Here is a 12,205-nt window from a genome sequence, read left to right as displayed (position 1 = left end):
ATCGTATCATTGATGGTGCGTTGGTGTCAGGTTGTGGGCATTCGCGGCGCGCCTTTTAAAACGGTCTGAAATTCGGGTGCCGCAACTATAGATATACTCTAAATAATTCAAGTTTCAGGACAAAAACGGCAAGGCGTTTTTGAACAGCGCTTGCGCTGACCCCGAAGGGGTGAGGCCATAAGGCCGAATAACGCGGCAAGTGAAGGACAAATTCGTCGGGAACGAATTTGCTCAGCCAGCGGCTGGCCTTCGGTGAGAGACAGGATGTCTCTCATTTCATCCCGATGAGCTTACTCAGGTAAGTGATTCGGGTGAGTGAGCGTAGCCAACGCACATGCAACTTGAAGTATGACGAGTAAGAAGCCGTGCTGATGCAGTCGGGTAGGGAAATTCGCAATAAAGCAAGATAGATAAGTCTAACTTTCTTTACTTTCTTTACGCCCAATCAGCAAGGTGTTAAATTGATCACGTTTCCAGCAATAATTCGCTAAACATTCTTCTAATTTCATTATGCGGATTTGGAACACGGGGTTTTTCTAGGCACTGGGATAAATCAGGCGAAACGTCTTGTACTTCTACATCGAGACTTTGAAGCAAAGACTGGATGCGATCAACCAACTGCGTGTTGACCGTGCTCTGGGAGCAATGAAACCCGCTTTTCAGCAGGTTTACAGTCTTCTGCCCATTTTATTACATCATCATCACCCGTTGATGCCCGGCTACCTTGAAGGCAAGGTGCCTCACGGTATCTGCACTCACACGCCTGATGAAAAGCAGCAACAGTACCTTGATGGCATCGCGTTGCGCTGGGGTCAGTTTGACTGTTCTCATCCGCAGGGTGAACTGCCGATCACGGGCATCTATTCCATGGGAAGCACCTCGTCTATCGGGCAGAGCTGTAGCTCCGATCTCGATATCTGGGTGTGCCACCAATCCTGGTTGGATAGCGAAGAACGCCAGCTCCTACAGAAGAAATGTACGCTGCTGGAGCAATGGGCCGCGGCGCAGGGCGCTGAGGTCAGCTTCTTCCTGATGGATGAAAGTCGTTTCCGCCACAATGAAAGCGGTAGCCTGAGCGGTGAAGACTGCGGCACCATGCAGCATATCCTGTTACTCGACGAATTCTACCGTACCGCTGTGCGTATGGCGGGTAAACGTATTCTGTGGAACATGGTGCCGGTCGAAGAAGAATCTCACTACGATGACTATGTCCTGTCGCTCTACTCGCAGGGCGCGCTGGCTCCTAACGAGTGGATGGATTTAGGCGGCCTGAGCACGCTGTCGGCGGAAGAGTATTTCGGCGCGAGTCTCTGGCAGCTCTATAAAAGTATCGATTCCCCTTATAAAGCTGTACTGAAGACGCTGCTGCTGGAAGCCTATTCCTGGGAATACCCGGACACCAGCCTGCTGTCGACCGAAATTAAAAAACGTCTGCATGACGGCGAGATCGTCGCTTTCGGTCTTGATCCTTACTGCATGATGTTGGATCGCGTGACGCACTATCTGACGGCGATCAACGATCCCACGCGTCTCGATCTGGCGCGTCGATGTTTCTACTTAAAAGTCTGTGAAAAGCTCTCCAGAGAAAAAGCCTGTGTCGGCTGGCGTCGCCAGATTCTGAGCCAACTGGTGCAAGAATGGGGATGGAGCGACGAGCATCTGGCCATGCTGGATAACCGCGCTAACTGGAAAATCGAACAGGTACGCGAAGCACATAATGAGCTGTTGGATGCGATGATGCAGACCTATCGCAACCTGATTCGCTTCGCCCGCCGCAATAATCTGAGCGTCAGCGCCAGCCCGCAGGATATCGGTGTGTTGACCCGTAAACTGTACGCTGCGTTTGAAGCGCTGCCGGGTAAAGTTACCCTGCTGAACCCACAAATTTCGCCCGATTTGTCGGAGCCGAATTTAACCTTTATTTATGTTCCGCCGGGTCGTGCGAACCGTTCAGGCTGGTATCTGTATAATCAGGCACCGTCGATGGATGCGATCGTCAGCCATCAGCCGCTGGAATATAACCGTTATCTGAACAAACTGGTGGCGTGGGCGTATTTTAACGGCCTGCTGACGCCAAGCACGCGTCTGTACATTAAAGGCAACGAACTGTGCGACATCACGCGCCTGCAAGCGCTGGTGGACGACGTCGCCAGTCACTTCCCGCTGCGTTTGCCTGCACCGACGCCGAAGGCGCTGTACAGCCCGTGTGAAATTCGTCATTTGGCGATTATCGTCAATTTAGAACACGATCCGACGGCGGCCTTCCGCAATCAGGTTGTACATTTCGATTTCCGTCATCTGGATGTCTTTAGCTTTGGCCAGCAGCAGCAGTGTCTGGTTGGTAGTATCGACCTGCTGTATCGCAACTCGTGGAATGAAGTGCGTACGCTGCATTTCAGCGGTGAGCAGGCGGTGTTGGAAGCGCTGAAAACCATTCTGGGCAAAATGCACCAGGATGCGGCACTGCCGGAATCGCTGGAAGTCTTCTGCTACAGCCAGCACCTGCGCGGGCTGATTCGTACCCGTGTTCAGCAGTTGGTGTCCGAATGCATTGAACTGCGCCTGACCAGTACGCGTCAGCAAGAGCCAGGGCGTTTCAAAGCAGTGAAAGTGGCGGGGCAAACCTGGGGTTTGTTCTTCGAACGATTGAGTGTATCGGTGCAGAAGTTGGAAAATGCGGTCGAGTTTTATGGCGCGATTTCCAACAACAAACTGCAAGGCCAGCCTGTTCAGGTTGAAACCAACCATATACATTTACCGCCGGTAGTCGATGGCGTCGCCAGCGAAGGGATTATCCAGTTCTTCTTTGAGGATCTGACAGAAAATCAGGGCTTTAATATCTATATTCTGGATGAGTCTAATCGCGTCGAGGTGTATCACCATTGTGAAGGCAGTAAAGAGGAACTGGTGCGTGATGTCAGCCGCTTCTATTCATCGTCGCACGATCGCTTTACCTACGGTTCCAGCTTTATCAATTTCAACCTGCCGCAGTTCTACCAAATCGTACAACTGGACGGTCGCACGCAGGTGATCCCATTCCGCAGCAGCGCACTTTCTCATTTGTCCATTACGTCCGTGGTAGATGATGAGGTGATGACGATGAAGCCGCGATTACAGATTCTATAGTCCTCTGACACTCGGCTTTCAGCGTATTCAGAAAAGGATGTATTGATGGATTCGTTGCAACGCCGAAACCTGATAGTGCTGGCGCTCGGACAAGGGCTGACCGGCAGTATTATTTCCCTGATGACGCTGTGTTCCACGCTGGTTGGCGTATCGATGACGCCCGTTCCTTTGTTAAAAAGACAGTTACCCGAAGTGAACGGTTTCCCCAGCCTGAGCCGAGCAGGCTGCTGACAGCAGAGCGATAAAATCTTCACCGCTGCGATCGCATACCCAGTGTTCCGCCTGACGGTTGAAGTGGTAACCGCCCGTTTTGGTCGCCAGCCAAATTTGGTGTAGCGGTTCCTGCCGATTAATCACGATTTTGCTGCCGTTCTCAAAACTCAGCGTCATCACGCCGCCGTTAGTTTCGTAATCGATGTCGGCATCACCCTCAAACCGATCCAGCGTTTCTTCCAACTGAAGCATGAGTTCGTCGGCAAATTGGTGGAACTCGCTATCGTTCATTTTCGATTCCTATTGATTTTCATGATCCACCTGCGATTATAGAGAGCATACAAGTATTAATGACAGGTCTTAACGTGATGAAAAACGTGTTTCGCCAGTTTTTTCTGGTGTTATCAGTAGTGAGTTTATTCGGTTGTGGTCTGAAAGGTCCGCTTTATATGCCTACCGATGGCAAATCCGGTGCGTCCACGACTCAGCAAAATGAGAGCCAGCCGCCGCAAAAGAAAACGTCAATGCGTCCTTAATGCGTGACGGCAATTATAAATAACAGGTCACGTAGATGTTTATCGCGCCCGGTTAAGCAAGCGGGGGAGTCAGGACAATGCAGTTCGCTAAGATGCACGGGTTAGGCAACGATTTCATGGTTGTTGATGCCGTTACGCAAAACGTTTATTTTTCACCCGAATTGATTCGCCGTTTGGCGGATCGACACTGTGGTGTAGGGTTTGACCAACTGCTGGTCGTCGAGCCGCCCTACGATCCTGAACTGGATTTTCATTACCGCATTTTTAATGCGGATGGCAGCGAAGTGGCGCAGTGCGGCAATGGTGCGCGCTGCTTTGCTCGCTTTGTTCGCCTGAAAGGGTTGACCAACAAGCGTGATATTGCCGTCAGTACGCAGACAGGCCGGATGGTGCTGTCGGTGACCGATGACGAACTGGTGCGCGTCAACATGGGCGAACCCAATTTCGAGCCGCAACAGGTGCCTTTCCGCGCGGTCAAAGCGGAGAAAACCTACATCATGCGTGCCGACGAGCACACGGTGCTGTGTGGTGTGGTGTCGATGGGCAACCCGCACTGTGTGATTCAGGTTGAGGATGTGGGCACGGCGAAGGTGGAAACGCTGGGGCCGCTGCTGGAAAGCCACGAGCGTTTTCCCGAGCGTGCCAACATCGGTTTTATGCAAATTGTTGATAGCCACACTGTCCGTCTGCGGGTGTACGAACGCGGTGCGGGAGAAACACAGGCGTGCGGTAGCGGCGCGTGTGCTGCTGTGGCGGTAGGGATCCAGCAGGGATTATTGTCCGCGAACGTTCGCGTATCTCTGCCGGGCGGGGGGTTAGATATCCAGTGGGATGGGCCGGGACATCCGTTATTCATGACCGGGCCTGCAACGCATGTCTACGATGGATTTATTCATTTATGAAGAATGTCGAGGAACAGGCAGAGCGCGAGATCGCACTCAGTGACGAGATGGTTTTGCAGTTCCTGCAACAGAATCCTGATTTTTTTATCCGCAATGCGCGTCCCGTCGAGCAGATGCGCATTCCTCACCCCGTCAGGGGAACCGTGTCGCTGGTAGAATGGCAACTGGCACGCCAGCGTAACCACATTACTCAGCTTGAGGAAGAAATCACGCTGTTGATGGAACAGGCGGGCGCGAACGAAGTGTTGTTCAATCGCCTGCTTGGGTTACAAACTGAATTGGCATCAGCGGACAGCCTGACAGACATGTTGGAGCGCTTGCAGCGTTGGGCGCGTCAGCTTGGTCTCGCGGGCGCAACGGTTCGTCTGTTCAGCGATAAATGGCGCCTTGGCGCGCCGTCTGGTTTTACCCACCTTGGGCTAAATCGCTCCACTTTTGAGCCGTTGCGCATTCAGCGTTTCGGACAACATAACCACTATCTTGGCAGTCTGAACGGGCCGGAGCTGTTGCTTCTACTGCCGCAGGCCAGACAGATAGGGTCGGTCGCGCTGTCGTTGATGGGTAATCATCACGATTTGGGCGTGCTGATTTTCAGCAGCCGCGACAGCCACCATTATCAGGAGGGCATGGGAACCGTGCTGCTCCAGCAAATGGCCATGATGCTGCCAGCGATGCTGGCGCGCTGGGTTGAACGGGTATGAGCCGGCAGCCTGCGCCATCGGAAACGCCTTCTTCTTCGCTGTTACAAACCGATGTTGATGCGTTCCTGCGCTACCTGAAAGTTGAACGTCAGCTAAGCCCGCTGACGCAGACCAGCTATTTACGCCAACTGTCTGCGGTTATCACAATACTCTCCGCGGCGGGTGTGGCTGACTGGCGCAAGCTGGACGCCTCTGGCGTGCGTTCCGTGGTGTCCCGCAGTAAGCGCGATGGGCTCCATTCCAGCAGTCTGGCGCTACGTTTATCGGCATTACGCAGTTTTCTCGACTGGATGGTGTCACGCGGCGTGCTGGCAGCGAATCCCGCTAAAGGGGTATCCACGCCGCGAGCCGGACGGCCATTACCGAAGAATATGGATGTGGATGAGGTGAATAGGCTGCTGGAGATCGATTTAGATGATCCCCTTGCGGTGCGCGACCGCACGATGCTGGAAGTGATGTACGGCGCGGGGCTGCGTCTGGCGGAGCTGGTCGGTATGGATTATCAGCACATCGATCTGGCAAGCGGTGAAATCTGGGTCATGGGGAAAGGCAGTAAAGAGCGCAAATTACCGATAGGAAAAACGGCGGTAGCCTGGCTGGAACGCTGGCTAGCGCTGCGCGAGCTGTTTGGCCCACAGGATGATGCTGTGTTTATCTCTAATCAGGGGCGGCGGATTTCGATGCGTAATGTGCAGAAGCGTTTTGCCGAATGGGGAGTTAAGCAGGGCATCAATAGCCATGTTCATCCGCATAAACTGCGCCACTCCTTTGCGACGCACATGCTGGAATCCAGCGGGGATTTACGGGCGGTGCAAGAGCTACTTGGCCACGCTAACCTGACCACGACGCAGATTTACACCCATCTTGATTTTCAACATTTAGCCTCCGTGTACGATGCCGCGCATCCACGCGCCAAACGAGGGAAACCCTGATGCATTTTTACCGATCTCTTGGCCCGATCCGGGCGATCACGTTCGATCTGGATGACACGCTGTACGATAACGCAGACGTCATTCGGCGCACGGGGCAAGAGTCAATCCGCTTTCTGCAACAGTATCATCCGGCGCTTCGTGATTTTCAGGCGGATGATTTTGAGAACTTACGCCAGACCTTGCTTGAGCGCGAGCCGGACATTTATCACGACGTGACCGAATGGCGTCGTCGTGCGGTTGAGCTGGTGATGCTAGAACGCGGCTTGAGCGCCGCCGAGTCGAAGGATGGCGCAAAAGCCGCAATGGAAAACTTCGCCCACTGGCGTAGCCAGATTGCGATTACCGAAGAAACACACCAGACGTTAGCGGTGTTAGCCGAGAAAGTACCGCTGGCTGCCATCACCAACGGTAACGCTGAGCCGCACCGCTTTGGCCTCGATCGCTATTTTTCTTTCATCCTGCGCGCTGGCCCGCACGGCCGTGCTAAGCCGTTTGATGACATGTACCATCTGGCGGCGCAAAAGCTCAACCTGCCTGTGCATGAGATCCTGCACGTCGGTGACGATCTCACGACCGATGTTGCAGGGTCGATCCGCTGCGGTATGCAGGCCTGCTGGATTAACCTGCGTGAAGGCAGCCTGACGCAGATTGGTGATGCCCGACTGCTGCCGCATATTGAAATTTCGCGGTTGGCATCGCTGTCGGCATTGCTATAATCACTGCATTAATCTGTATAAATCACCAGTGGAAATGCCCTCGCATGTGCGAATACTGGTCACTTAAGCCCGTTATTAGGGGAAACACAGGGGGAGGTTCCCGCAGGGAGGCCTCACCCCTGTGGTCGCCCCGTGTATCTCGATGCTTAAACGATCGACATTACTTACATGTGCGGCGTTTCCCTCACCGGATAACCCGTACCTATGGACGTTTCTGATCTGCTCGATGGCCTCAACGACAAACAGCGTGACGCGGTAGCCGCGCCGCGCAGCAATTTATTGGTGCTGGCGGGGGCAGGCAGCGGCAAAACTCGGGTACTGGTTCATCGTATTGCCTGGCTCTTGTCTGTCGAAAACTGCTCACCGTATTCCATCATGGCGGTGACGTTTACCAACAAAGCGGCGGCGGAGATGCGCCATCGTATCGACCATCTGATCGGCACCAGCCAGGGTGGCATGTGGATTGGTACTTTCCACGGGCTGGCACACCGCCTGCTGCGTGCGCACCATATGGATGCCAATCTGCCGCAGGATTTCCAGATTCTGGACAGCGAAGATCAGCTGCGCCTGCTGAAGCGCCTGATTCGGGCGCTCAATCTGGATGAGAAACAGTGGCCACCGCGTCAGGCGATGTGGTTCATCAACGGGAAGAAAGATGAAGGCCTGCGTCCGCAGCACATTGAAAGCTACGGCAACCCGATCGAGCAAACGTGGCAGCGCGTGTATCAGGCCTATCAGGAAGCGTGCGATCGCGCCGGACTGGTAGATTTCGCCGAACTGCTGCTGCGTGCGCACGAGCTGTGGCTGAACAAGCCGCATGTGCTGAATCACTATCGCGAACGTTTTACCAATATTCTGGTGGACGAATTCCAGGATACTAACCGTATTCAGTATGCCTGGATCCGCATGCTGGCGGGCGACAGCGCCAAGGTGATGATCGTTGGGGATGACGATCAGTCTATTTACGGCTGGCGTGGGGCGCAGGTCGAAAATATTCAACTGTTCCTGAAAGATTTTGCCGGCGCAGAAACGATCCGTTTGGAGCAGAACTATCGCTCGACCAGCAATATCCTGAAAGCGGCGAATGCGCTGATTGCCCACAACGGCGGACGACTCGGCAAGAACCTGTGGACCGATGGTGCAGAAGGTGAGCCGATTTCGCTGTATTGCGCGTTCAACGAGCTGGATGAGGCGCGTTACGTCGTCAACCGGATTAAAGCCTGGCAGGAAAATGGCGGTGCGCTGAGCGATAACGCCATTCTGTATCGGAGCAACGCCCAGTCGCGCGTGCTGGAAGAGGCGTTGTTACAGCAGAGTATGCCGTACCGTATCTATGGCGGCATGCGCTTCTTCGAACGGCAGGAAATCAAAGATGCGCTGGCTTATCTGCGCCTGATCGCTAATCGTAACGATGATGCGGCGTTCGAGCGTGTGGTGAATACACCGACACGCGGCATTGGCGATCGTACGCTGGACGTGGTGCGCCAGACGGCGCGCGATCGTCAGCTGACGCTGTGGCAATCCACGCGGGCGCTGTTGCAGGAGAAAGTGCTGGCTGGGCGCGCGGCGGCCTCGCTGCAACGCTTTATCGAACTGATTGATGCGCTGGCCTATGAAACCTCTGAGCTGCCGCTGCATATTCAAACCGACCGGGCGATTAAGGATTCCGGCCTGTGGAGCATGTACGAACAGGAAAAAGGCGAGAAAGGGCAGACACGAGTAGAAAACCTGGAAGAACTGGTGACGGCTACGCGCCAGTTCAGTTATCAGGAAGAAGATCAGGATCTGATGCCGCTTCAGGCTTTCCTGTCACATGCCGCGCTGGAAGCAGGCGAAGGTCAGGCTGATGCCAATCAGGACGCGGTGCAGCTCATGACGCTGCACTCGGCGAAAGGGCTGGAATTCCCGCAGGTGTTTATCGTAGGGATGGAAGAGGGCATGTTCCCTAGCCAGATGTCGCTGGATGAAGGTGGGCGTCTGGAAGAAGAGCGTCGTTTGGCTTATGTCGGCGTCACGCGTGCGATGCAAAAACTGACGATAACCTACGCGGAATCCCGCCGTTTATACGGCAAAGAAGCCTATCACCGACCTTCCCGATTTGTCGGCGAACTGCCGGAAGAGTGCGTTGAAGAAGTGCGGTTACGCGCCAGTGTCTCCCGTCCGGTCAACCACCAACGCCTCGGCACACCAATCACGCAAAACGACAGCGGCTACAAACTGGGGCAGCGGGTTCGCCACGCCAAGTTCGGCGAAGGCACGATCGTGAATCTGGAAGGCAGCGGCGATCACGCCCGCCTTCAGGTCGCGTTTCAAGGGCAAGGCATTAAATGGCTGGTCGCCGCTTATGCCAGACTGGAAACGGTGTGAACGTCACGATGCAACTGGGAGTATGACGGGATTACCGGCGCTTATATTCATGTCAGCACCCCTAATTTCGCCGGTGCACCCAGCTTCTCTGTCCGTGCCATCACCTATTTGCCCGACAACGCCTGACAGATAAACGCCGTTCTTTTTTACTCCGAGGACTGCGTTTTGACCACTTTCCGCGGCGAATTTATTGGATAAACCTTATCCAGTTGACCAATATTTTACAGCGTGTTTCAGCCGCAGTTTTAAAGTTGAAGTCTTTTTCATCTCAGCGTAACATGCGCGCATCATTATTCTCGGAGGACTAACGCCTTGGACACACCCAGTCGATACTGGCTCATTCACCTGTTCATTAGGTACAACTTCTAAGGCTATCTTCCTCTGCTGATACCCTTCGTGGTTGTCAGCGATGCTGTTTTTGTCGCTACGAGTCAGATCCGTCGAACGGACTGAAACCTGCTGGTGACACCTCACCTCTGTTTCTGTGCTTCAATCGCGTTGTCCATCTCTGCTACTTAAAGGGGAGCTATGGCCCATGCTGAGCGCATTTAAACTGGATAATTGCCGTTTATCTCGTCTGGAACTGGATGACTCCGATGATCTCACCACGTCAATTTGGGTCGATTTGATCGAGCCGGAAGACGATGAGCGTGAAAAAGTACAAACCGAATTGGGACAAAGCCTGGCAACCCGTCCGGAACTGGAAGACATTGAAGCGTCGGCACGTTTTTTTGAAGATGAAGACGGCCTGCACATTCACTCCTTTTTCTTTTTTGAAGATGCTGACGATCATGCTGGTAACTCGACGGTGGCATTTACTATTCGCGATGGCCGCTTGTACACGTTACGTGAGCGTGAACTCCCTGCGTTCCGCCTGTACCGCATGCGCGCCCGTAACCAGACGATGGTGGAGGGCAATGCTTACGAACTGCTGCTCGATCTCTTTGAGACAAAAATTGAGCAACTGGCGGACGAGATCGAGAACATCTACAGCGATCTGGAATCGCTGAGCCGCATCATTATGGAAGGGCGTCAAGGTGACGAGTACGATGACGCGTTGTCCACGTTGGCGGAACAGGAAGACGTGGGCTGGAAAGTTCGCTTGTGTCTGATGGATACCCAACGTGCGCTGAACTTCCTGGTGCGTAAAGCCCGCCTGCCATCCGGTCAGTTGGAACAGGCGCGTGAAATCTTACGCGATATCGAATCTCTGCTGCCGCACAACGAATCCCTGTTCCAGAAGGTTAACTTCCTGATGCAGGCGGCGATGGGCTTCATCAATATCGAACAGAGCCGGATTATCAAGATCTTCTCGGTGGTCTCCGTGGTGTTCCTGCCACCGACGCTGGTGGCGTCCAGCTACGGGATGAACTTTGAATTTATGCCGGAACTGAAGTGGTCGTTTGGCTATCCGGGCGCGATTGTGCTGATGATTCTCGCTGGATTGGCGCCGTACCTCTACTTCAAACGTAAGAACTGGCTCTAAACCTGTCCGAATGCGTCTGATGGGATTGACCCGTCAGGCGCGTTGATGGTCCTTCCTCTTATCGTTCTCCGACTTGCTATTCTTGTTTGTTCTTCCGCGCCGGTTCATTCTCTGGCCACCTTGTTTAGAATGGCGGAGAGTCTTTCTGTTCTTACTTTTTATTACTAAATACAGGGTGTGTGCATGAAAGGCATGTCTCGGACTATTGGCATTTGTCATCGCCATGCAGACGCTGCGGCTGTTTTCGACGCTGTTGTTCAGCCCGATCTTATCGCGCTTTATTTCCCGTCGTGTTGAGACAGGGAAACTGTATCTGGCGTGCGCCGTAGCTTACGCTGTGTATAAAGCGCATCCAGAATGAACAGCGCCAGCGCACCCCAGATGAAGGCAAAAGTAATCAGTTTGTCGCTGCTAAACGTTTCATCGTAGAACACCACTGCCAGCATGAACATGATGGTCGGGCCGAGGTACTGGAAGAAGCCGAGCGTTGACAGGCGCAGGCGCATCGCCGCTGAGGTGAAAAACAGCAACGGTACGGTGGTGACGATGCCTGCCGAGAGCAGCAGTAGATTCAGCGACCAGGGGTTGGCTGTCAGATGGCTGCTTGGCGTGTCGGCAATAAAAAACAGATAAATAACCGCAACCGGCAGCAGCCACAGCGTTTCGATCAGCATGCCGGTTTGCCCGTCGATACCAATCTTTTTACGCAGTAGCCCATATAATGCAAAGCTGAATGCCAACCCGAGCGCGATAACGGGCAGCGAGCCAAACGTCCACAGCTGAACCAGTACGCCAGTCACGGCGAGCAGCACAGCCAGCCATTGCAGACGGCGGAAGCGTTCGCCCAGAAAGATCATACCCAGCATGACGTTGACCAGCGGGTTGATGAAATACCCCAAACTGGCTTCCAGCATGTGATGATTATTGACCGCCCAGATGTACAACAGCCAGTTTCCGCCGATAAGTACCGCCGTTAATGCCAATAAAAACAGATGCTTGACGTTGCGACAGGCAAGGCTCACCTGACGCCATTTCCGACCGACCGTCAGCAGGATCAGCATAAAGAAGAATGACCAGATAATACGGTGCGTCAGTATTTCATTGGGCGGAACGTGCTCAAGTAGCTTGAAGTAAACGGGAGCAATTCCCCAAATAAAATACGCGGCGAGGGCGAAAAAGATCCCCTCACGGGTTTGTTGCGCGTTCATGGGTGACTCGATAAGGAC

Annotated in this window: 12 protein-coding genes and 1 pseudogene; 11 read left to right on the top strand and 2 right to left on the bottom strand. The window is 53.8% G+C overall.

Annotation, left to right across the window (positions count from 1 at the left end; translation table 11 throughout):
- Positions 1-567: 567 nt before the first annotated feature.
- Together DMB82_RS19060 and DMB82_RS19055 are read left to right on the top strand one after the other, a co-directional pair.
- On the top strand, positions 568-3,126 hold the full coding sequence (locus DMB82_RS19060; protein ID WP_102116928.1) for a class I adenylate cyclase: 2,559 nt from the start codon (positions 568-570) through the stop codon (positions 3,124-3,126).
- A 45-nt stretch (positions 3,127-3,171) separates the two neighbouring features.
- Complete coding sequence (locus DMB82_RS19055; protein ID WP_226887594.1) at positions 3,172-3,357, top strand: hypothetical protein; 186 nt, start codon at positions 3,172-3,174, stop codon at positions 3,355-3,357.
- Here the strand turns inward: DMB82_RS19055 and cyaY are convergent.
- Positions 3,310-3,630 (bottom strand): iron donor protein CyaY, encoded by a 321-nt coding sequence (gene cyaY, locus DMB82_RS19050; protein ID WP_116162784.1) that lies wholly within the window; start codon positions 3,628-3,630, stop codon positions 3,310-3,312. The genes DMB82_RS19055 and cyaY overlap by 48 nt on opposite strands.
- 77 nt (positions 3,631-3,707) lie before the next feature.
- On the opposite strand from cyaY, the gene lptM reads away from it, so the two are divergent.
- The 9 genes and pseudogenes from lptM to DMB82_RS19010 all read left to right on the top strand — a co-directional run.
- Positions 3,708-3,875, top strand: a complete 168-nt coding sequence (lptM, locus tag DMB82_RS19045; RefSeq protein WP_284070732.1) for an LPS translocon maturation chaperone LptM — start codon at positions 3,708-3,710, stop codon at positions 3,873-3,875.
- A gap of 77 nt (positions 3,876-3,952) precedes the next feature.
- Positions 3,953-4,777, top strand: coding sequence for a diaminopimelate epimerase (dapF, locus tag DMB82_RS19040; RefSeq protein ID WP_102116925.1), 825 nt, complete (start codon positions 3,953-3,955; stop codon positions 4,775-4,777).
- Complete coding sequence (locus tag DMB82_RS19035; RefSeq protein WP_116162782.1) at positions 4,774-5,478, top strand: DUF484 domain-containing protein; 705 nt, start codon at positions 4,774-4,776, stop codon at positions 5,476-5,478. The genes dapF and DMB82_RS19035 overlap by 4 nt, the downstream gene beginning before the upstream one ends.
- Positions 5,475-6,410: a tyrosine recombinase XerC gene (xerC, locus tag DMB82_RS19030; RefSeq protein ID WP_116156402.1), complete on the top strand. Its 936-nt coding sequence runs from the start codon at positions 5,475-5,477 to the stop codon at positions 6,408-6,410. Before DMB82_RS19035 ends, xerC begins: the two co-directional genes overlap by 4 nt.
- Positions 6,410-7,126, top strand: coding sequence for a 5-amino-6-(5-phospho-D-ribitylamino)uracil phosphatase YigB (gene yigB / locus DMB82_RS19025; protein ID WP_102116922.1), 717 nt, complete (start codon positions 6,410-6,412; stop codon positions 7,124-7,126). Before xerC ends, yigB begins: the two co-directional genes overlap by 1 nt.
- 204 nt (positions 7,127-7,330) lie before the next feature.
- Complete coding sequence (gene uvrD, locus DMB82_RS19020) at positions 7,331-9,493, top strand: DNA helicase II (protein WP_116162780.1); 2,163 nt, start codon at positions 7,331-7,333, stop codon at positions 9,491-9,493.
- Between the two features lie 312 nt (positions 9,494-9,805).
- Positions 9,806-9,862 carry a YsgD/CorL family protein gene (ysgD, locus tag DMB82_RS20835; RefSeq protein ID WP_368726657.1) on the top strand — a complete coding sequence of 19 codons (57 nt, stop codon included), beginning with the start codon at positions 9,806-9,808 and terminating at the stop codon, positions 9,860-9,862.
- A gap of 166 nt (positions 9,863-10,028) precedes the next feature.
- A complete protein-coding gene (gene corA / locus DMB82_RS19015) occupies positions 10,029-10,979 on the top strand; it encodes a magnesium/cobalt transporter CorA (RefSeq protein ID WP_102116920.1) in 951 nt (316 codons plus the stop codon).
- Positions 10,980-11,184: 205 nt separating this feature from the next.
- Positions 11,185-11,289 (top strand): annotated as a pseudogene (locus tag DMB82_RS19010) (AbrB family transcriptional regulator); the annotation flags it as partial.
- Here DMB82_RS19010 and rarD read toward each other — a convergent pair.
- Positions 11,258-12,187, bottom strand: coding sequence for an EamA family transporter RarD (rarD, locus tag DMB82_RS19005; protein ID WP_102116919.1), 930 nt, complete (start codon positions 12,185-12,187; stop codon positions 11,258-11,260). The pseudogene DMB82_RS19010 and the gene rarD sit on opposite strands and share 32 nt — an antisense overlap.
- Positions 12,188-12,205 lie beyond the last annotated feature (18 nt).

Origin of the sequence: Pectobacterium aquaticum (assembly GCF_003382565.3) — a bacterium.
Classification (GTDB): Bacteria; Pseudomonadota; Gammaproteobacteria; order Enterobacterales; family Enterobacteriaceae; genus Pectobacterium; species Pectobacterium aquaticum.
Note: the sequence above shows the minus strand (reverse complement) of the source record. Positions and strands in the feature narration are given on the sequence as shown.

Excerpts from the sequence above, each read along its gene's own strand:
- DMB82_RS19055 (WP_226887594.1), top strand. The coding sequence starts at position 3,172 with ATGGATTCGTTGCAACGCCGAAACCTGATAGTGCTGGCGCTCGGACAA.
- rarD (WP_102116919.1), bottom strand. The coding sequence starts at position 12,187 with ATGAACGCGCAACAAACCCGTGAGGGGATCTTTTTCGCCCTCGCCGCG.
- dapF (WP_102116925.1), top strand. The coding sequence starts at position 3,953 with ATGCAGTTCGCTAAGATGCACGGGTTAGGCAACGATTTCATGGTTGTT.
- xerC (WP_116156402.1), top strand. The coding sequence starts at position 5,475 with ATGAGCCGGCAGCCTGCGCCATCGGAAACGCCTTCTTCTTCGCTGTTA.
- DMB82_RS19035 (WP_116162782.1), top strand. The coding sequence starts at position 4,774 with ATGAAGAATGTCGAGGAACAGGCAGAGCGCGAGATCGCACTCAGTGAC.
- cyaY (WP_116162784.1), bottom strand. The coding sequence starts at position 3,630 with ATGAACGATAGCGAGTTCCACCAATTTGCCGACGAACTCATGCTTCAG.
- uvrD (WP_116162780.1), top strand. The coding sequence starts at position 7,331 with ATGGACGTTTCTGATCTGCTCGATGGCCTCAACGACAAACAGCGTGAC.
- lptM (WP_284070732.1), top strand. The coding sequence starts at position 3,708 with ATGAAAAACGTGTTTCGCCAGTTTTTTCTGGTGTTATCAGTAGTGAGT.
- corA (WP_102116920.1), top strand. The coding sequence starts at position 10,029 with ATGCTGAGCGCATTTAAACTGGATAATTGCCGTTTATCTCGTCTGGAA.
- yigB (WP_102116922.1), top strand. The coding sequence starts at position 6,410 with ATGCATTTTTACCGATCTCTTGGCCCGATCCGGGCGATCACGTTCGAT.